The organism is Ruegeria sp. CH5, from assembly GCF_056537025.1.
The window spans coordinates 1,032,466-1,050,148 of the sequence record NZ_JBQFQT010000001.1; the positions used below are offsets into that span (position 1 = coordinate 1,032,466).

Sequence of the window (17,683 nt, forward strand, 5' to 3'; positions counted from 1 at the left end):
GGCATGGCAGACAAGAAAGAGATCAATCCGTTTCTGAAACAGGTGCTGGAACTGGGACCACCGCTGGCCTTCTTCTTCATCTATCTGCGCCTGCGCGACGACAGCTTTCTAATCGGCGGCACCGAATATTCCGGCTTCATCGTGGCCACCATCATCTTCGTTCCGCTGATGCTGGGGGCGATGGGCGTCCTGTGGTATCTGACCGGCAAACTCAGCCGGATGCAGATCTTCACCGCCATCATGGTCATCTTCTTCGGCGGCCTGACCGCCTGGTTCAACGACGAGCGGTTCTTCAAGATGAAAACCACGCTGGTCTACGGGTTCTTCTCGCTGATGCTGGGCATCGGCCTGCTGCAAGGCAAATCCTACCTCGCCTATGTGCTGGACGAAATGCTGCCCATGCGCCACGAGGGCTGGATGATCCTGACCCGCCGCCTTTGCGCCTGTTTCGCAGTGCTGGCGGTGGCCAATGAACTGGTCTGGCGCACCCTGTCCACCGATTTGTGGGTCAAGATCGAAACCTTTGGCTTTCCGATTGCCTTGATGGGGTTCCTGATGCTGCAATTCAGCATCCTGCAAAGCTATATGGACGATCCGGACAAGCAGTAATGCGTCCCTGACACGGGCCGGCGGACCTTGGGGAAACCTTAGGAAAACCGGATAAAATCCTTGGCTTAGCTCCAAAGCTGTGGAAAGCTGGGAAACCACCCACACCACTCATCCGGAGAACCGTGTCTTCCATGACCGCCTTTCCGAACAGCGGGTTCCTGTCCGAAGCTTCAGACCGGCTTCGTGATATGCTCTCTGCGCTAGCCACTTCTGTCTCGCTGGACCGCGGCGAGGTCTTGTTCGAACAAGGCGACGAGGGGGACGCCCTCTATGCCTTGCTGGAAGGCGCTTTGGAGGTGTCCTTCCTGGCCATGAGCGGGCGCAAGTTGGCGCTCAGCCTGATGCGCCCGGGCGAAGTGTTCGGCGAAATCGCCCTCTTCGACAGCGGCCCGCGCACCGCCACCATCACCGCAGCCGAGCCGTCGCGTGTACTGCGCGTGCGCCGCAAGGATCTGATGGAACAAATCCGCAAGCACCCCGAACTGGCCGAGGACATGATCCGGCTGGCCGGACTGCGCATGCGCTGGATGGGGGCGCAGTTGAACGAGCAGGTATTCCTGCCGATGCCTGTGCGACTTGCGCGAAAGCTTCTGCTTCTGGCCAACCAGCAGGACGCGCCGTCCGAACGCATCGCCCTGTCGCAGAGCGAGCTAGCGGAATTCGTCGGCGCGACGCGCGAGGCGGTATCCAAGACGATCTCGACGTGGAAACGCTCGAACGTGGTCGAGGCTTCACGCGGTGGGCTGCAGATCCACGACTTTGACGCCCTGCGCCAACTCGCCGAATCCGATCTGATCTGACCTGCTGCCCGGAAAATGACCCGGATGTGATCCGCTTCACATACAACGGGATTCGCTTCTATTAGGTAATGAATTGTTACCGTAGGGTGCCAGAGTATCATCCCCGATATCTGTCCACTGGCATCTCCCTGCACCAGAGCCACGCGCCTCCCCGGCGTGTGGCTCTTTTGATTCATGCAGCCAAAACGAAAATCGGCCGGAGCATCTGCCCCGGCCGATCATGTTGACCAAACTGGCTGCCCTACTCTTCGAGGCTCAGCGCGACGAAGCGCGGATCGCCACCGCGGCGCACCAGCAGCAGCAGCGACTTGCGCCCCGCCTCCCGAGCCTCGTCCATCCGATCCTCGAGATCGGAGATCGACGACACTTTCTGCTGACCAGCCTCGGTGATCAGGTCGCCTGCCCGCAGGCCCTTGGCGTAGGCTTCGGAGGCCTCATCCACATCCGTCACAACCAGACCATCTGCGTCCGCGTCCAGACCCAGATCTTCGCGCAACGTGTCGGTCAGCGGCGAAATCGTCAGGCCAAGGATGTCTGCATTCTCGTCCAGCGGCGCCTCTTCCGCACCATCATCATCGCCGGTTTCCGCACGCTCGGCATCCTCGCGACGCCCCAGAGTGACAAGCACGGTCTGAGTGCTGCCGTCCCGCTGAACAACCACGCGCACGGACTTGCCGACCGGTGTCTCACCGACCTGCCGCACCAATCCGCGCGTGTCCTTCACCTCAACACCATCAAAGCTGAGAATCACATCCCCTGCGAGCAGACCCGCTTCTTTGGCAGGGCCGTCCGGCACATCGCTGATCAGCGCACCGCCCGGCTTGTCCAGGCCCATCGCCTCGGCCATATCCTCGGTCACGTCCTGAATGCGGACACCCAGCCAGCCGCGGCGAGTTTCGCCGAATTCCCGCAACTGATCGACAACCTTGGAAACCACGTTCGACGCCATCGAGAACCCGATACCGATCGACCCGCCATTCGGCGACAAGATCGCGGTGTTCACACCGATGACCTGACCGTCCATGTTGAACAGAGGACCGCCCGAGTTGCCCCGGTTGATGGCCGCATCCGTCTGGATATAGTCGTCATAGGAACCGCTGAGCTCGCGATTGCGCGCCGACACGATCCCGGCAGATACCGAAAACCCCTGGCCCAGCGGGTTGCCCATGGCAACCACCCAGTCCCCTACAAGCGCTGTGTCGCTGTCGCCGAAAGTGACGTATTTCAGCGGACCCGACGCCTCGACCTTGAGCAACGCAATGTCCGTTTTCTCATCCGTTCCGATGACCTTGGCCGGCAGCTCTTTTACCGGCTGACCATCGCCGGGGAAGAACTCGATCAGAATTTCATCCGCCTCTGCGATGACGTGATTGTTGGTGACGATGTAGCCATCCTCGGAAATCACGAACCCCGATCCCAAGGCATTGCTGCGGCGCGGGCGATTGTCCTGGTCGCCATTGCGGTCCTGGAACTCGCGGAAAAAGTCCTCGAACGGGGAACCCTCGGGAACGATCCCCTGCGCGCCCGACTGCCCCTCGATCAGGGTCGTCGTGGTGATGTTGACCACGGCCGGGCTGATCCGGTTGACCAGCGGCGCCAGGCTTTCCTGACGGGCCTGTGCAGCCAACGTCTGGAGCAACAAAAGGGAAACCGCGGCAAAAGCCAGCCACAAAAGCCGCGCCATCGTCACCACATCGTCCCGGCGGACGGATACACTGCGTGCTACTGCCTGCACTTGGTCTCTCCTTGTCGACATTGTTCTGTTGGTGGCTGCCTGAGCAGCTTGCTGGGAAACAATGTAGTCAGTTTGTGACCGCCCGCAACTCGGGAAGTTGAGGAATTCACTGCCAGTTTACTCCAACCGATCAAAACCCCATCCGATTGGCCGTCCACAACAGGACGAAGCCACTGACCACACAAAGAAGTCCGACCAGTCTGCGGGCCGGCTCGGGAATGCTGCGCAACGCCTCAAGCATCCGCTCGACAAGCGAAGGGGCCAGCGCATAGGCCAGCCCCTCGACAATCAACACCAGCCCGAAGGCCAGCAGGATCATACCCATTATTGGGAGGCCGGCGCGGCGGGCGCCGAACGGCCTTGCGGAGATCCGAGGTAGTTGAAGAACTCGGAATCCGGGCTGAGCACCAGCGAGCTGTTGCCGCCTTTCAGAGCGTTCTCATAGGCCGAAAGCGAGCGGTAGAACTCGAAGAACTCCGGGTCCTTGCCATAAGCTTCCGCAAAGATCGCGTTCCGTTCGGCATCAGCCTCACCGCGAACGATCTCCGCCTCACGGCGGGCCTCGGAGACCAGTTCGACCACGGTCCGGTCAGCCTGGGCACGAATCCGCTGTGCAGCTTCTTCACCGCGCGCCACTTCGTCGGCCGCCTCGCGTTCCCGCTCGGCGCGCATCCGGGCAAAGGTCGCTTCGAGGTTGGCCTGCGGCAGGTCGGTACGTTTCAGGCGAACGTCGATCACCTCAAGGCCCAGATCGCGGGCCTCGGCGATCGCGCCGTTGCGAATGCGCAGCATCAGCGCCGCCCGGTCCGAGCTGAGAATGTCATTCGAGCTTACCGAACCCAGAACCTCGCGGGTTTTGGCGCGCAGGATCGAATCCAGACGCTGCTCCGCTGTGTCGATGCCACCGGCACCCACGGCCTCACGGAACTGCCGCACATCGGTGATCCGATAGCGCGCGAAGGCGTCGACCACCAGGCGGCGGTCATCCAGCGGCGTGACTTCCAGCGGCCCGACCTCGCGGCTTAGAATACGGTCATCGTAGCGCACGACCTCCTGAATGACCGGAATCTTGAAGGCCAGGCCCGGGTCTTCCTTGACGTCGATCACGCGACCGAATTGCAGAACCAGCGCTTTTTCACGCTCGTCCACGATGAAGATCGCTGAGAGGGCGATCACAATAACCACGAAAATGGCAGGTAGGAGAAAGGTTGATTTACGCATGTCTTAGTTCCCCTCACCCGAGTTGCGGCGCAGTTCGTTCAGCGGCAGATAAGGCACGACGCCCTGCCCCTGGCCTGTTGCGCTGTCATCCAAGATGATCTTGTCCACGTCGCCCAGAACCTGCTCCATCCGTTCAAGGTACAGACGTTTGCGGGTCACATCCGGAGCTTTCGAGTATTCTTCGAGAACCGCGCCAAACCGGCTGGCCTCACCCTGAGCTTCGTTCACGACCTGTGCCCGATAGCCTTCGGCCTCTTCCAGCACCTGCGCGGCTTCACCACGCGCGCCGGCCAAAACCCGGTTCGCATAGGCATCGGCCTGCTTCTCCAGCCGGTCGCGTTCCTGTCCAGCCGACTGAACCTCGCGGAAGGCATCCTTTACCGGTTCCGGTGGGTCGGCGCCGTCAAAGTTCACACGGACGATGTTGATACCCGAGTTGTAGCTGTCCAGAGTCGACTGGATCAGTTCCTCAAGCCGTTCGGCGATGATAGCACGGTCGCGGTTCAGGATCGGCGCGAGGTCCGACTGCGCGATGATCTCGCGCATGGCCGACTCAGACACGGCCTGGATAGTTTGTTTCGGGTCGCGCAGGTTGAACAGGTAGTCCGCAGGATTCGAGATATTCCAGACCACCTGGAAATCGATATCGACGATATTTTCGTCGCCCGTCAGCATCAGACCGGCGTCCGAACCGCGACCGCCCGATCCGATGGTTTCGGTCTGTTCGACCTTCACCGGGATGACTTCGGCCGTGACAACAGGCCACGGGGCAAAGTTCAGACCTTCGGTGCCGATTCCGGTAAAGCGACCGAATAGCAGTTCAACCGACTGCTCTTCGGGCTTGACCGTATAGGCGCTGGCAAAGCCCCACAGAACCAAGGCGGCAACCCCGCCCAACAGGATGGTGCCTTTGGTGATCGCCGGGCCGCCACCGCCGCCCTGGCCGGATCCGTTGCCACCTCGGCCACCGCCGCCGCGCCCGCCCATCAGCACGCGCAGCTGCTCCTGGCCTTTTTTCATCAACTCGTCGATCTCGGGGATCTGCGGCCCGTCGCCTTCGGGCGGGCGTCGCCCGTCCCCATTGTTTCCCCGGTTTCCTCCGCCACCGGATGAGCCTCCGCCCCCCCAGGGGCCTCCGCTGTTGCCCGCCATGTGTTTCATTTCCCTTGTTTTGGCCCGTGTGCTTACGGGATCACTTGTAACCTGTGTGCGCGCGCTTGCAAATCAAGCGGTACGCACGGGTTGCCGCATGGTTACCAGTTCTTCGGCCATCACCGGATGAACTGCAACCGTGCGATCGAAATCTTCCTTTGTCGCGCCCATTTTGACCGCGATTCCCGCCAACTGGATCATTTCACCCGCGCCGGGGGCGACAATGTGACAGCCCAGCACCTTGCGGGTGGCCTGGCTGACGATCAGCTTCATCAACACCCGTTGCGTGCCGCCCGCGAACGCCTTCTGCATCGGCTTGAACGAGGTCGCGTAAACCTCGATCGGCTCCTGCTCGGCGGCCTGCTCCTCGCTCAGGCCCACGGTGCCCATCTCGGGCTGGGTGAAGATCGCGGTCGGGATCAGCTCATGATCCACCGGGGTGGGGTTGCCCTTGAACACGGTCTCGACAACGGCCATGCCCTCGCGGATGGCGACCGGCGTCAGGTTCACCCGGTCGGTCACGTCCCCGATGGCATAGATCGAGGGCACCGCGGTCTGGCTGTATTCGTCCACGACAATCTGCCCTTTGCGGCCACGTTCGACGCCCAGCGCCTCAAGGCCCAGATCATCCGCATTTGGCGCCCGGCCCGTGGCATACATCACCACATCGAACAGCTGTTCAGACCCGTTGGTCGCCTTGACCCAGATCTTGTCGCCCTGTTTTTTCATCTCGAGCACATTGGTGCCCAGATGCACGTCGATCCCGTTTTGGCACATCTCTTCGCAGATCAGCCCGCGCGCCTCGTCGTCGAAACCCCGCAGGATTTGCGCGCCGCGATAAAATTGCGTGGTCTTGACGCCCATGCCGTTCATGATCCCGGCGAATTCACAGGCGATATAGCCGCCGCCGACGATCAGCATGGTCTCGGGCAGCTTCTCAAGGTGGAAGATTTCATTCGAGGTGATGGCCAGATCTGAACCGGGGAATTCCGGCACCACCGGTCGCCCGCCGGTGGCGATCAGGATGTGCTTGGCCGTCTTGCGAGTGCCGTCGGCCAGTTCAACCGTATGCGGGTCGACCAGTTTCGCGCGCTGGTCAAAGGTTTCGACACCGTTGTTCTTGAGGATATTGCGATAGATGCCTTCCAGCCGGTCGAGTTCGGCATGCAGCTTGCCGCGGAACTGCGGCCAGTCGAAAGCGCCTGGCTGAATATCCCAACCATAGGCACGAGCGTCCTCGACCATTCCCGCGTATTCGCTGGCAAACACCATCAGCTTTTTGGGAACGCAGCCACGGATCACGCAGGTTCCGCCATAGCGGTCCTCTTCGGCCAGCGCGACCTTCGCGCCGTTTTCGCCCGCCGCCACACGCGCCGCGCGGACACCGCCCGAGCCGCCTCCAATGACGAAAAGATCATAGTCAAAGCTCATGCCGCGTTCCTTTTGTCAGCCTGCCTGAAATTGCCCTGAGTATTTGGGGGCGTGAATGATCGTGCCAACCCCTTGGCCTGGAAATCGCACACCGCTGTGAAGCCGGGTGCGCGGTTGGCTCAGTCGGCCAGGTCCGAAAACAGGTTGTCGTGTTCGTCGCCCAACCGATCCAGCTCGATCGTACCGCTGTTGAAATCGCGCAGCTCGACCCGGCCGTCGCCGTGGCCGATCACGACCTTGTCGCAGATGTCGATGAACAGCCCGTTTTCGACCACACCCGGTATCTGGTTCAGCACCAAAGCCAGTTGCCTCGGGTTGCCGATGCGTTGCAGGTGCAGGTCGAGTATGTGATTGCCCTCATCCGTCACGGTCGGCGCCTCGCTGTTCATCCGCAGGGTCGCCGAAGTACCCAGCACGTCCATCGTGTCCAGCAACTCCTCAATCAGCGTGCGCGTGGTCTGCCAGCCAAAGGGAATGACCTCGACCGGCAGCGGGAACGCGCCCAGCGCCTCGACCTCTTTCCCTGCATCGGCGATCACGATCATCTGGTCGCTGGCCGTTGCCGCGATCTTTTCCTGCAGCAACGCCGCGCCGCCGCCCTTGATCAGGTTCAGCTCGCCGTCGAATTCGTCGGCGCCATCGATCGTCACGTCCAGCCAACCCGCCTGATCCAGCGAAACAACCTCGATCCCGACCTCGCGCGCAAGCTGTGCCGTAGCCGTCGACGTTGGAACGCCTTTGATCCGCAGACCTTCGTCCCGAACCCGCTCTCCCAGACGACGCACCAACCATGCCGCGGTCGATCCGGTACCCAGACCCACGCGCATCCCGTCTTCGACCATCTCGGCCGCGCGATAGGCGGCGACGCTCTTGGCCCGGTCGATGGGTGACAACTCTGCTGTCATTGCGGCTTCCCCTCAGTTCTTTGGGGAACTTATACGGAAAGCCCTGCCCGACTGCGAGGCCCAAAATCCGCGGGACCGGCGCAATAATCGATACACGAATACGCGTTTCCCATCGGAAACGTCGCAATCAAATCTTCAGTGGTCGGCTCGGTTGTGTAAATAAAGCGCATACAGTTTCCCAGCGGTTCGGGCAGTTCAAAACGACCCGGCCGCCAACTCGCCACAAGGCTCAGCGACCAGACATGTTTCTATCCGTCTTCGATATGTTCAAAGTGGGCGTTGGCCCATCCTCGTCCCACACGATGGGGCCGATGGTGGCGGCCGCGCGGTTCCTCGATCTGATGCGCGCCTCGCCATTCGAATTCGCTGGCTTGCGCGCGTCTCTGCATGGATCTTTGGCCTTCACCGGCGTCGGCCACGCCACGGACCGCGCCACGATCCTGGGGCTGGCTGGGTTTGTCCCCGACAGCTATGACCACGATCGTGCCGAAGCGGCACTGGCTGCAATTGCCGTAACCGGCACTGTCACACCCGAGGGTCTGCCGACCCTGCGGTTCGACCCAAAGGCCGATCTGATCTTCGACTACGACAATACCCTACACGGCCATGCCAACGGCATGATACTGATGGCCACCGACGCGCAGGGCGACGTGATCTTGCGGCAGGTTTATTACTCGGTCGGCGGCGGCTTTGTCCTGACCGAAGAGGAACTGGCCGAAGGCAAGGACACCAATGACGGCCCGCCGGTGCCCTTCCCGTTCAAGACCGCCGCCGAAATGCTGGAAATGGCGCGCAGCAGCGGCAAGACGGTCGCCGAGATGAAACGCGCCAACGAGATCGCGCGCGGCTGCGCCGACAGTTTCGCGAAGGGCACCGCTCGATTGTGGGAGGTGATGAACGCCTGTATCGAGCGCGGGCTGAGCACCGACGGCATCCTGCCCGGCGGCCTCAAGGTGCGGCGCCGGGCCAAGGCGATCCACGATGCCCTGATGGCCGAGCGCGGCATGAACCTGAACGCGCCGCACACGATCAACGACTGGATGAGCGTCTATGCGATGGCGGTGAACGAGGAAAACGCCGCCGGCGGTCAGGTCGTCACCGCCCCCACCAACGGCGCGGCGGGCGTACTGCCGGCGGTGCTGCGCTATTACCTCGATCACGTTCCCGGCGCGTCAGAAAGCCATATCGAGGATTTCCTGCTGACCGCCGCCGCGATTGGTGGGTTGGTGAAGTACAACGCGTCGATCTCGGGTGCCGAGGCTGGCTGCCAGGCCGAGGTCGGCAGCGCGGCCGCAATGGCCGCGGCGGGTCTTTGCGCAGTGATGGGCGGCACACCGGAACAAGTGGAAAACGCCGCCGAGATCGCGCTGGAGCATCACTTGGGCATGACTTGCGACCCGGTCGCCGGGCTGGTTCAGGTGCCTTGCATCGAGCGCAACGGGCTGGGTGCGATCAAGGCGGTTTCGGCGGCGTCGCTGGCCCTGCGCGGAGACGGGCAGCATTTCGTGCCGCTGGATGCGGTGATCGAGACCATGCGCCAGACCGGCCATGACATGCACGAGAAGTACAAGGAAACCTCGCTGGGCGGACTGGCCGTCAACGTGCCAAACTGCTGAGGGATCGAACCGGGAGGGCAGCTCAATGCGCGGACATTGCCTGTGCGGCAGAATCGGGTTCGAGGTCGACCCTCCGGTCCTGTCTTGTGTTTCCTGCCATTGTGACAGCTGCCGCCGCCAGTGTGCCGCGCCGATGACCACATATTTTGGGGTGCGCGACGGTCAGTGGCGTTGGACCGGAGAGGAACCGAAGCGGTTCAACTCTTCCCCCGGTGCCGAGCGCAGCTTTTGCCCGCATTGCGGAACGCCGATCTCGTTCCGATCCACTACGATGTCCGACGTTTTGCACCTTTATGTAGCGACACTGGAGAACCCCGGAGCCCTGCGGCCAACGCTGCATGTCGCCTATGAAGAGAAACTGACGTGGCTCGAACTGGGTGACGAGCTGCCCACTTGCCTCGGTCCGGACTACACAAAGGTTCAGCCCTTGCCCGAGGACTGACGACGGGCCTTTCCCATTCTGCGGGAAACGTCTAGCGTCGCGCCCATGACACAGGATCGTCCCGTCTTCGGCATCGTTTTGATGCTTGGTTTCTGCGTGCTTGCACCGCTGGGCGATGCCTTGGCCAAGCTGTTGGGAGAAACCACTCCGCTTGGCGTTCTGGTGCTGGTGCGTTTTGCGGTGCAGGCGGCCATCCTGATCCCGCTGGTGGCGCTGACGGGTCGGACCTGGCGAATGCGCGGGCGCGTGCTGCGGCTGACCGTGCTGCGCACTCTGCTGCACATTGTCGGTATCGCAGCGATGTTCAGTGCGCTGCAGTATCTGCCGCTGGCCGATGCCGTCGCCATCGCCTTTGTCATGCCATTCATCATGCTGCTGCTGGGCAAGTATGTGCTGGGTGAAGAAGTCGGGCATCGTCGTCTGATCGCCTGCATTGTCGGCTTTGCTGGCACGTTGCTGGTCATCCAGCCCAGCTTTGCCGAGGTTGGTGCTCCGGCCCTTTTGCCGCTGATCGTGGCCGTCGTCTTTGCCCTGTTCATGCTGGTGACCCGGCAGATTGCCAAAGAAACCGATCCAATTGCACTGCAGGCCGTGTCCGGGCTGCTGGCCACCGCGGTCCTGGCTCCATTGCTCGCGATCGGGGCCCTGACAGGTCTTCCAGATCTGGCACTGACCCTGCCGCAAGGCAACGCCCATTGGTTGCTGTTGGCGATCGGTGTTCTGGGAACCGTGGCACATCTGCTGATGACATGGGCGCTGCGGTTCGCGCCTTCGGCAACGCTGGCGCCGATACAGTATCTGGAGATTCCGGTGGCGACGTTGATCGGCTGGCTCATCTTTCACGATCTGCCAAACGGTCTGGCGGCCCTGGGGATCGCCATCACGATCGCGGCCGGGCTTTATGTCATCCTGCGCGAGCGGGCCAGCGCACGGTCTGCTCCGACGCAAACGCCCGCATGACAGCATCAAGAGCATCGCGCGGCACCATGACCAGCAACCCGGGTCCGTCAACCTCGAGGGTAACCTGAGCCAGCGCACGGTTCGATGTTCCGACTCGCCCGTCCGGCTCAAGCACCAGTCCGTCGATTGGCCACTCCAACCCCGAACTGCGTCCGGTTACCCGCTGAAATGGAAACAATGACACTGTGTCGCCCGGCGTGAGCGACAGTGATATCCTAGGCGGGGCGTGAAAGACCACTTCGCGTGCTCCCAGAAGGACGCACGGCCTGTCTTTGTGGCAAACCAGCGTATTGAGCACCGCCAGTTGGTGGTCCAGCCGACCTCCGAGAAACCCGACACCCAAGACCAGCGGCGCGCGGATATTGCGTAGGGCCTTGTCGAAATCAGTGCTGTCCTGTTCCCGGATCGGAAACAAACGGTCCTCTGGTATCCGTGCAAGATAGGCGTGTGCCAACGAATCGAAGTCGCCGATCACCGCATCCGGAACGCGCCCCGAATCGATCAATGCGGCGGCCCCGCCATCCGCAGCTACAGCGCCATTGACGCGATTCAGCGCCAGATTCAGGTCATCGGGGCCGATTTCCCCTCCGCCGAACAGGGCAATTGGTCTTTTGGAATGAACAATTTCGCCGTTTTTTCCAAGATTGACCATTTTTCCCGCTTTTGGACACATTGAGACCACAAAATGATAGGTTCTTTAGAACAGGTTCGAGCTGACAGACGCGCCCAGCGTCGCGCGGGTTGGCTCTGTGTAGTTTGTAGAGGACGTGCGTCTGATGGTACAGAACAACAAGGTATTGACCGTTTCCTACGGAACCTTCTCATGCACTTTGGAAGGCTTTGACGATTCCTTTGAGACGATGAAGGCGATTGCCGAATACTTCCGCGATCTTGCTGCGGATGACAGGTATTTCGGCTCCGAGCCTCCGCAACCAGACGCAGAAATGTTGACCCGTATCGCTCAGCGTGACGCTTCGCGCCGTGTGGAAGCCAAGCAGAACGACACCGGACTGCTGCTGCGCGCCACGGATGAAGCCCATGATGCGGCCCCGCAACAACCCGCACCCGCAGCCAGCACACCGGCGCCCGCCAGCCCGGACCTGAGCGTGGTCGACACAGCACCGGCGGCTGGTGCTGCCGCATTCTTTGCCGATGCCGAGCCAGTCGAATCCGCAGCCCCCCAAGGCGCCGACAGCATCGCCGCCAAGCTGCAGCGCATCCGCGCGGTCGTCTCGCATAATGACCAGACGCCCCCCGCCTACAGCGAAGACGAAGACAGCGGTTTTCTAGCCTCGCCCGAGCCCCAGATTGACGCCATCTCGGCCGCATTCGAAGCCGGAGCGCTCAGCCCCGAAGATCTGGATGCAACTGAAGAGGTGATGCAGGAAGATGCTCCGGTAGAAGCCACACAACAGCCCACGGACCCGTTTGTTGACCTCGCCGAGGAAGAACCTCAGGCCGCGGTCGAATTCGAAGCGGAAGAAGAATTCTCGGCAGCATCGGAAGTCGAAGCGGAGGCTGATGAAGGCGCCGAGGATGCTCCGGAAGTTGAAGCTGATCTGGAAGAGGCTGAGGAAGCCGCGGCGGAAGAAACGTCCGAAGACGACCAGGCCGCCAGTGATGAAGAAGCCTCGTCCGAGATTCTCTTTGCTGATCTTGAAGAGGACACCGACTCGGAGCCCGAGGCTGACGATATCCTCAACATTCTGGGTGATCAGCCCGAAGATGCCGATGAGGAAGTCTCTGAACTCGCGGAAGACGGCGTCCTGACTGCCGAAGACGAAGAGAGCATCCTGGGTGAGATCTCGGAAATCGAAGCGGAAATGGATGCGCGCTCGAAACGCGACGCAAACAAGCCTCAGGACGTGGACTCGGACGTGTTGCGCCTGATGGAGAAGGCCGACGCCCAAATGGACGACCCGGCCACTTCGGACAAGCGGGAAACTTATTCCCACCTGCGCACAGCTGTAGCAGCCACCGAAGCTGAAGGCGGCAAGGCCCGCGATGCGGATGAGGACGAAAACCAGAAATATCGTGGAGACCTGGCCTCGGTCGTCAGCCCCCGTCGTCCGGAAATCCATGTCACCAGCATGCGCCCCGAGTCGGATACGGCCGCGCCGCTCAAGCTGGTTGCCGAGCAGCGTATCGATACGCAGGACGCGGACGCCGGTCCGGTCACCCCGCGCCGCGTGACCGCAGCACAAGACGACGACGCATCCGAAGAAGGCGGCTTTGCCCATTTCGCTCAGGAGCAGGGCGCACAATCCCTGCCCGACCTGCTGGAGGCGGCGGCGGCCTACCTGTCTTTCATCGAAGGTCAGGAGCAGTTCTCGCGTCCGCAGCTGATGAACAAGGTGCGGTCACTCAAGCAGGATGAATTCAACCGCGAAGAAAGCTTGCGTTCGTTCGGCCAGCTTCTGCGCGATGGAAAGATCGAAAAAGCCGGCGGAGGGCGCTTTGCCGCCTCGAACCAGATCGGCTTCCGCCCCGACGACAAGCGCGCCGCGGGCTGACAAGACCCCCCAACTGCCCAAGACAGGCCGGAGATCCTCTCCGGCCTTTTTTGCATTTTGCGTGAAAGCTCAGAACTTGAACGCCAACGCCACGTACGGGCCAGTCAGAATAAGATCGACAACGTTGCGGCCGTCCTCAAAATCAACGCTCAGATGACGGTAGCCGGCTGCAACATCGACGGTTTCGGTCCAGCTCCAATTGGCTTGAACGAGGGCTTCCCACTGGAATTTCGACCCATAGCCAAAGCCACCGATGTTGCCCATGGCCGCAAGTTTCCACCGCTCATTCAGCGCACGAGAGTATCGTGCCCCAATGATTGGATCTGTCCAGCTTTGGTCAGTGCTTGCCGTGAAACCGGCCACAGTTGTCGACAGATCAAGATCCCAATGGCGCAGCCCGCCCAGCACCTCGATCCGGGACTGGCTGTCCTCTGCCACAGCGTAGCTGCCCGCGAGCGAGGTCATGATCCCGTCCAGCTCCCAGCTCGCGGCGTTGCTGAATGGTCCGATTGAAACGGTGTCGCCCAGATTCAGATAGTTGAACTCGCCTCCGATCGTCCAACGCCCTTTCCGGGCCTCGCCCGCGATCAGGAAAGCACTGTTTAGAATGTCGAAGATGGATTTGCTGCCATCAACCGGAGGGTTCGGCCCAATATCCAGCGAGGTTCTGAAATCCGGTCCCCAGAGATAAGGGGCAATGACGAACTCCCAATCATCAGCCCAGACAGCACCCGAACTCAGGGTTGAGAGACTGGTCAATGTGACCAAAACAGCATTTTTCATCAAGGATCCACCTGCCGACTTGTGCTTACCAAAACTGTTTTTCGGACAAGCCTGTCACGTCGGCAGGTTTCTTACAACGGTCTGGCCTACTGCTGATCCTGATCCGGGTCTTCCTTGCCAACGCCACGAAACACAAATTTGAATGGCAGCGCCCACAGAACACCCAAAACCACATAGACCAGCAGTTCGACCAGGATCGATGGTCGGTCCAGCCAGTTCACGATGGTGACCACTGCCACAATGTACAGCGGCAGCCCCACCAGCAATAGAACCAGCGACCACCGTCTGCGGGCCTTGTAGCTGAGGCCGGGTTTGTCCGCGCCCGCCATCAGTCGGCAAACGGGTCGGTCACCAGGATGGTGTCGTCCCGCTCCGGGCTGGTAGACAGCAGCGCCACCGGGCATTCGATCAGTTCTTCCACCCGGCGGACATATTTGATGGCGTTTGCCGGCAAGTCTGCCCAGCTGCGCGCGCCTTCGGTGGACTCGCTCCAGCCCGGCATTTCTTCATAGATCGGTGTGCACCGCGCCTGCTGATCTGCAGCCGTGGGCAAATAGTCCAAACGCTTGCCGTCCAGTTCGTAAGCGACACAGATTTTCAGCGTCTCGAACCCGTCCAGAACATCGAGCTTGGTCAGGGAAATTCCGTTGACGCCGCTTGTGGCGCAGGTTTGCCGCACGAGGCAGGCGTCAAACCAGCCGCAGCGCCGCTTGCGGCCTGTCGTGGTGCCGAATTCATGTCCGCGCTCTCCCAGTCGCTGCCCGTCGGCGTCGTGCAGTTCGGTCGGGAACGGGCCTTCGCCAACACGGGTAGTGTAGGCCTTCACGATACCCAGAACGAAGTCGATCGACCCCGGACCGATCCCCACGCCCGTCGCCGCCTGCCCTGCAATCACATTTGACGAGGTCACAAACGGATACGTGCCAAAATCGATATCCAGCAATGCACCCTGAGCGCCTTCGAACAGGATGCGCTTGCCCGCTTTGCGCTTTTCGTTCAGCACCTTCCAGACGGGAGCCGCAAAAGGCAGGATCTGCGGCGCGATTTCCTTCAATTGGGCGATCAGTGCGTCACGATCCACGGCGTCGATACCCAAACCCTTGCGCAGCGGGTCGTGGTGTTGCAACGCCCTATCGACCCGAGCCTCGAGAGTCGCCTCATCCGCAAGATCGGCCACACGCACCGAGCGGCGACCAACCTTGTCTTCATAGGCCGGGCCGATCCCGCGCCCGGTCGTGCCAATCTTGGTTCCCTTGCTCGCTGCTTCCTCGCGCGCGCGGTCCAGCTCGCCGTGGATCGGCAGGATCAAGGGTGTGTTTTCGGCAATCATCAGCGTTTCAGGTGTGATCTCGACGCCTTGCGCACGGATCGTTTCGATCTCTTTCAGCAGATGCCAGGGATCCAGTACAACCCCGTTGCCGATGACGCTCAGCTTGCCACCACGCACCACACCAGACGGCAGTGCATGCAGCTTGTAGACCTCACCATCGATGACCAGCGTATGCCCGGCGTTGTGCCCGCCCTGAAAACGCGCGATCACGTCTGCCCGCTCGCTGAGCCAGTCGACGATCTTGCCTTTTCCTTCGTCACCCCATTGGGCGCCGACAACAACCACATTGGCCATATCCGGTCCTTTTTGCGCTGAATTACCAAACCCGGCCCATATAGCGGGGTGCAGGCAACAGGGAAACCGGTAATTCGCCGCAGCCACCAATCGCGCCGACGCGCAATGCTCTTGTCGGGGATAATGGCCACCGGACGGGGTCCGCGCCGTTGTTCATCTGGCCGGGAACACACCTGAAAAAGGCCCTGAACAGGCAACACCTTGAAAGCCAACTAGCGCTACAGGCGCACCGGCATTCCGTGAGGCGTCTTCAGATACGCCTCCTCCCAAGCTGCGCGCATTTCGTGGATTTCTTCGGGCAATGCCGTTTCCTGCTCTGCCAAAACCGACTCGAGCGTTTCGAGCCAGGCCATGAAATAGTCATCGCCCCCGTCCAGCTCGCGGTTCAGCCCGTGGCGCCGCAAAGTCTCGGAGAACCGGGCGGCCCAATCGGTCCAGGAAATCCGGCCGGCCTCGTTCAACGCCACCGTCACCGCAAACACCTGAGCGTGCCAGGGGTTCTCAAAAACCGGTCTTGGGGCGTTGTGATCGGGACAGATGCTCATGCGGGTTCCAGATAGCTTTGCCAGAGATCCAGAATCACCTCGTCATCCGGGTGTTCGGGATTGGCCCACAGTTCCGACGCGGGAAAAGCAACGGCATAAAGCGGCTCGGGCGCTTCACCCAGACCATGCGCGCTGGAGTCCGGCAAGACATGTGTGCCGTGAAACCGCAAAATGCGTCCGGTCGCGCCCGCTCCGTATGCGGGCAGCCGCGTGTGCCCCCCTTCAACAAGACGATTGGCCGAAGGGCGCAGCGTGCGAACGGTCTGGCCGACCTCAAAAGCGGCAGGGATGTTCGACGGGCGATCGGCCGGTCCACCTTTGGCCAGAACTCTGGCCACCGCATCTGCCGGCAGCTTTCGCGGAGCAAGCGGATGTGGCCCGTCAACGCCCTGCCCGCGCAGATCCTCGATCCGCAGAACCCCGGTCTCGACCAACAGGTCGGCCAGGGCCGAAATCCATTTCTCGTAATAGCTGAACCGGGCATAGTCCTTGGGGGACAGCCTTTCCCGCGCATGGCGCGACGTGTCGATGTTCCATTGGCCCAACGCGCCCGCAGCCAGCGTCACTGCAAGGGCCCGCGCGTGCCAGTCTTCGGCAAAAACCGGCGCGTCCTCAGGCTCGGGGCGTACCGGCCCGTCACCGAACCGCCCGCCCATGTCGTGGACACGGGTCATGCCGACACCTTCGGCAAACCCGTGCCGATCATGCTGTCGCGCGTGACCAGCGCGGCCAGGTCTGCTTCGCTCAGACCATCAGTGCCTTCTGGGCGCATGGGCAAGACCAGATACCGTATTTCGGCGGTCGAATCCCAGACACGAACTGCGGTACCCTTGGGCAGTTCAACTCCGAACTCAGCCAGGACGCGGCGCGGCTCGCGCACGGCTCGGGCGCGGTAAGCGTCAGATTTGTACCAGCCCGGGGGGATACCCAACAGCGGCCATGGGTAACAGCTGCACAAGGTGCAGACGACCATGTTGTGCGTCCGGGGAGTATTCTCGACCACGACCATATGCTCGCCCTGCCGGCCATAAAACCCCATCTCAGAGAGCACAGGCGTAGCGTCGTCCAGCAGGGCGCGTTTGAAGTCCGGGTCAGACCAAGCTTTGGCGACAACCTTCGCACCGTTCTGCGGACCGATCCGGTTCTGATAGGTGTCGATGATCTCGTCCAGAGCGGCCGGATCGATCAAACCCTTGCGGGTCAGGATCGTCTCAAGCGCTTTGACGCGCAAAGCGGGGTCCGGGGGCAGCAACGCGTGCGGGTGGTCGTGATCGTCATGTGGCATGGCCGCAGCCTGAGCCAGGCACCGCCGGGTGTCCAGCCCCATTTGGCCTGTTCGGCACAATC

At 61.5% G+C, this 17,683-nt stretch carries 19 protein-coding genes; 6 read left to right on the forward strand and 13 right to left on the reverse strand.

Annotated elements, in window-relative coordinates:
- Positions 1-3: 3 nt before the first annotated feature.
- Both ACR0JC_RS05100 and ACR0JC_RS05105 read left to right on the forward strand, forming a co-directional pair.
- On the forward strand, positions 4-609 hold the full coding sequence (locus ACR0JC_RS05100) for an inner membrane-spanning protein YciB (RefSeq protein ID WP_170338344.1): 606 nt from the start codon (positions 4-6) through the stop codon (positions 607-609).
- A gap of 131 nt (positions 610-740) precedes the next feature.
- The gene (locus ACR0JC_RS05105) at positions 741-1,409 is read left to right on the forward strand and encodes a Crp/Fnr family transcriptional regulator (RefSeq protein ID WP_170337872.1); all 669 of its coding nucleotides are present in this window, start codon (positions 741-743) and stop codon (positions 1,407-1,409) included.
- 241 nt (positions 1,410-1,650) lie between these two features.
- Here ACR0JC_RS05105 and ACR0JC_RS05110 read toward each other — a convergent pair whose 3' ends face one another.
- The 6 genes from ACR0JC_RS05110 to rpiA form a co-directional block, all read right to left on the reverse strand.
- Positions 1,651-3,144 (reverse strand): Do family serine endopeptidase, encoded by a 1,494-nt coding sequence (locus tag ACR0JC_RS05110; protein ID WP_390895962.1) that lies wholly within the window; start codon positions 3,142-3,144, stop codon positions 1,651-1,653.
- 130 nt (positions 3,145-3,274) lie between these two features.
- A complete protein-coding gene (locus ACR0JC_RS05115) occupies positions 3,275-3,469 on the reverse strand; it encodes a DUF2065 domain-containing protein (protein WP_170338338.1) in 195 nt (64 codons plus the stop codon).
- Positions 3,469-4,365 carry a protease modulator HflC gene (hflC, locus tag ACR0JC_RS05120; RefSeq protein WP_170338336.1) on the reverse strand — a complete coding sequence of 299 codons (897 nt, stop codon included), beginning with the start codon at positions 4,363-4,365 and terminating at the stop codon, positions 3,469-3,471. The genes ACR0JC_RS05115 and hflC overlap by 1 nt, the downstream gene beginning before the upstream one ends.
- A 3-nt stretch (positions 4,366-4,368) precedes the next feature.
- Complete coding sequence (gene hflK, locus ACR0JC_RS05125) at positions 4,369-5,517, reverse strand: FtsH protease activity modulator HflK (protein ID WP_170338334.1); 1,149 nt, start codon at positions 5,515-5,517, stop codon at positions 4,369-4,371.
- Between the two features lie 72 nt (positions 5,518-5,589).
- Positions 5,590-6,948: a glutathione-disulfide reductase gene (gor, locus tag ACR0JC_RS05130; protein ID WP_170338332.1), complete on the reverse strand. Its 1,359-nt coding sequence runs from the start codon at positions 6,946-6,948 to the stop codon at positions 5,590-5,592.
- Positions 6,949-7,067: 119 nt separating this feature from the next.
- A complete protein-coding gene (gene rpiA / locus ACR0JC_RS05135; protein ID WP_170338330.1) occupies positions 7,068-7,853 on the reverse strand; it encodes a ribose-5-phosphate isomerase RpiA in 786 nt (261 codons plus the stop codon).
- Positions 7,854-8,095: 242 nt separating this feature from the next.
- Between rpiA and ACR0JC_RS05140 the strand changes: the two genes are divergently transcribed.
- Genes ACR0JC_RS05140 through ACR0JC_RS05150 form a run of 3 tightly spaced genes read left to right on the forward strand, consistent with a single transcriptional unit; the run spans position 8,096 to position 10,871 of the window.
- On the forward strand, positions 8,096-9,469 hold the full coding sequence (locus tag ACR0JC_RS05140; protein ID WP_170338328.1) for an L-serine ammonia-lyase: 1,374 nt from the start codon (positions 8,096-8,098) through the stop codon (positions 9,467-9,469).
- Positions 9,470-9,494: 25 nt separating this feature from the next.
- On the forward strand, positions 9,495-9,911 hold the full coding sequence (locus ACR0JC_RS05145; protein WP_170338326.1) for a GFA family protein: 417 nt from the start codon (positions 9,495-9,497) through the stop codon (positions 9,909-9,911).
- A gap of 45 nt (positions 9,912-9,956) precedes the next feature.
- On the forward strand, positions 9,957-10,871 hold the full coding sequence (locus ACR0JC_RS05150; protein ID WP_170338323.1) for a DMT family transporter: 915 nt from the start codon (positions 9,957-9,959) through the stop codon (positions 10,869-10,871).
- Here the strand turns inward: ACR0JC_RS05150 and ACR0JC_RS05155 are convergent.
- The gene (locus ACR0JC_RS05155; RefSeq protein WP_170338321.1) at positions 10,816-11,523 is read right to left on the reverse strand and encodes a thiamine diphosphokinase; all 708 of its coding nucleotides are present in this window, start codon (positions 11,521-11,523) and stop codon (positions 10,816-10,818) included. The two genes, ACR0JC_RS05150 and ACR0JC_RS05155, sit on opposite strands and share 56 nt — an antisense overlap.
- A gap of 124 nt (positions 11,524-11,647) precedes the next feature.
- On the opposite strand from ACR0JC_RS05155, the gene ACR0JC_RS05160 reads away from it, so the two are divergent.
- Positions 11,648-13,384, forward strand: coding sequence for a hypothetical protein (locus tag ACR0JC_RS05160; RefSeq protein ID WP_170338318.1), 1,737 nt, complete (start codon positions 11,648-11,650; stop codon positions 13,382-13,384).
- Between the two features lie 69 nt (positions 13,385-13,453).
- Here ACR0JC_RS05160 and ACR0JC_RS05165 read toward each other — a convergent pair whose 3' ends face one another.
- The 6 genes from ACR0JC_RS05165 to nthA all read right to left on the reverse strand — a co-directional run bounded on the left by ACR0JC_RS05165 (position 13,454) and on the right by nthA (position 17,621).
- Complete coding sequence (locus ACR0JC_RS05165; RefSeq protein ID WP_170337854.1) at positions 13,454-14,167, reverse strand: porin family protein; 714 nt, start codon at positions 14,165-14,167, stop codon at positions 13,454-13,456.
- Positions 14,168-14,253: 86 nt separating this feature from the next.
- Positions 14,254-14,496 carry a DUF2842 domain-containing protein gene (locus ACR0JC_RS05170; protein ID WP_093962533.1) on the reverse strand — a complete coding sequence of 81 codons (243 nt, stop codon included), beginning with the start codon at positions 14,494-14,496 and terminating at the stop codon, positions 14,254-14,256.
- Positions 14,496-15,791, reverse strand: coding sequence for an adenylosuccinate synthase (locus tag ACR0JC_RS05175; protein WP_170337852.1), 1,296 nt, complete (start codon positions 15,789-15,791; stop codon positions 14,496-14,498). The genes ACR0JC_RS05170 and ACR0JC_RS05175 overlap by 1 nt, the downstream gene beginning before the upstream one ends.
- A 218-nt stretch (positions 15,792-16,009) precedes the next feature.
- Positions 16,010-16,336 carry a nitrile hydratase accessory protein gene (locus ACR0JC_RS05180; protein WP_170338314.1) on the reverse strand — a complete coding sequence of 109 codons (327 nt, stop codon included), beginning with the start codon at positions 16,334-16,336 and terminating at the stop codon, positions 16,010-16,012.
- Positions 16,333-17,010 carry a nitrile hydratase subunit beta gene (gene nthB, locus ACR0JC_RS05185; protein ID WP_170338312.1) on the reverse strand — a complete coding sequence of 226 codons (678 nt, stop codon included), beginning with the start codon at positions 17,008-17,010 and terminating at the stop codon, positions 16,333-16,335. Before nthB ends, ACR0JC_RS05180 begins: the two co-directional genes overlap by 4 nt.
- A complete protein-coding gene (gene nthA / locus ACR0JC_RS05190; RefSeq protein WP_170338310.1) occupies positions 17,007-17,621 on the reverse strand; it encodes a nitrile hydratase subunit alpha in 615 nt (204 codons plus the stop codon). Before nthA ends, nthB begins: the two co-directional genes overlap by 4 nt.
- Between the last annotated feature and the right edge of the window lie 62 nt (positions 17,622-17,683).

Excerpts from the sequence above, each read along its gene's own strand:
- ACR0JC_RS05100 (WP_170338344.1), top strand. The coding sequence starts at position 4 with ATGGCAGACAAGAAAGAGATCAATCCGTTTCTGAAACAGGTGCTGGAA.
- ACR0JC_RS05105 (WP_170337872.1), top strand. The coding sequence starts at position 741 with ATGACCGCCTTTCCGAACAGCGGGTTCCTGTCCGAAGCTTCAGACCGG.
- ACR0JC_RS05115 (WP_170338338.1), bottom strand. The coding sequence starts at position 3,469 with ATGGGTATGATCCTGCTGGCCTTCGGGCTGGTGTTGATTGTCGAGGGG.
- hflC (WP_170338336.1), bottom strand. The coding sequence starts at position 4,365 with ATGCGTAAATCAACCTTTCTCCTACCTGCCATTTTCGTGGTTATTGTG.
- hflK (WP_170338334.1), bottom strand. The coding sequence starts at position 5,517 with ATGGCGGGCAACAGCGGAGGCCCCTGGGGGGGCGGAGGCTCATCCGGT.
- gor (WP_170338332.1), bottom strand. The coding sequence starts at position 6,948 with ATGAGCTTTGACTATGATCTTTTCGTCATTGGAGGCGGCTCGGGCGGT.
- rpiA (WP_170338330.1), bottom strand. The coding sequence starts at position 7,853 with ATGACAGCAGAGTTGTCACCCATCGACCGGGCCAAGAGCGTCGCCGCC.
- ACR0JC_RS05140 (WP_170338328.1), top strand. The coding sequence starts at position 8,096 with ATGTTTCTATCCGTCTTCGATATGTTCAAAGTGGGCGTTGGCCCATCC.
- ACR0JC_RS05145 (WP_170338326.1), top strand. The coding sequence starts at position 9,495 with ATGCGCGGACATTGCCTGTGCGGCAGAATCGGGTTCGAGGTCGACCCT.
- ACR0JC_RS05150 (WP_170338323.1), top strand. The coding sequence starts at position 9,957 with ATGACACAGGATCGTCCCGTCTTCGGCATCGTTTTGATGCTTGGTTTC.
- ACR0JC_RS05155 (WP_170338321.1), bottom strand. The coding sequence starts at position 11,523 with ATGGTCAATCTTGGAAAAAACGGCGAAATTGTTCATTCCAAAAGACCA.
- ACR0JC_RS05160 (WP_170338318.1), top strand. The coding sequence starts at position 11,648 with ATGGTACAGAACAACAAGGTATTGACCGTTTCCTACGGAACCTTCTCA.
- ACR0JC_RS05165 (WP_170337854.1), bottom strand. The coding sequence starts at position 14,167 with ATGAAAAATGCTGTTTTGGTCACATTGACCAGTCTCTCAACCCTGAGT.
- ACR0JC_RS05170 (WP_093962533.1), bottom strand. The coding sequence starts at position 14,496 with ATGGCGGGCGCGGACAAACCCGGCCTCAGCTACAAGGCCCGCAGACGG.
- ACR0JC_RS05175 (WP_170337852.1), bottom strand. The coding sequence starts at position 15,791 with ATGGCCAATGTGGTTGTTGTCGGCGCCCAATGGGGTGACGAAGGAAAA.
- ACR0JC_RS05180 (WP_170338314.1), bottom strand. The coding sequence starts at position 16,336 with ATGAGCATCTGTCCCGATCACAACGCCCCAAGACCGGTTTTTGAGAAC.
- nthB (WP_170338312.1), bottom strand. The coding sequence starts at position 17,010 with ATGACCCGTGTCCACGACATGGGCGGGCGGTTCGGTGACGGGCCGGTA.
- nthA (WP_170338310.1), bottom strand. The coding sequence starts at position 17,621 with ATGCCACATGACGATCACGACCACCCGCACGCGTTGCTGCCCCCGGAC.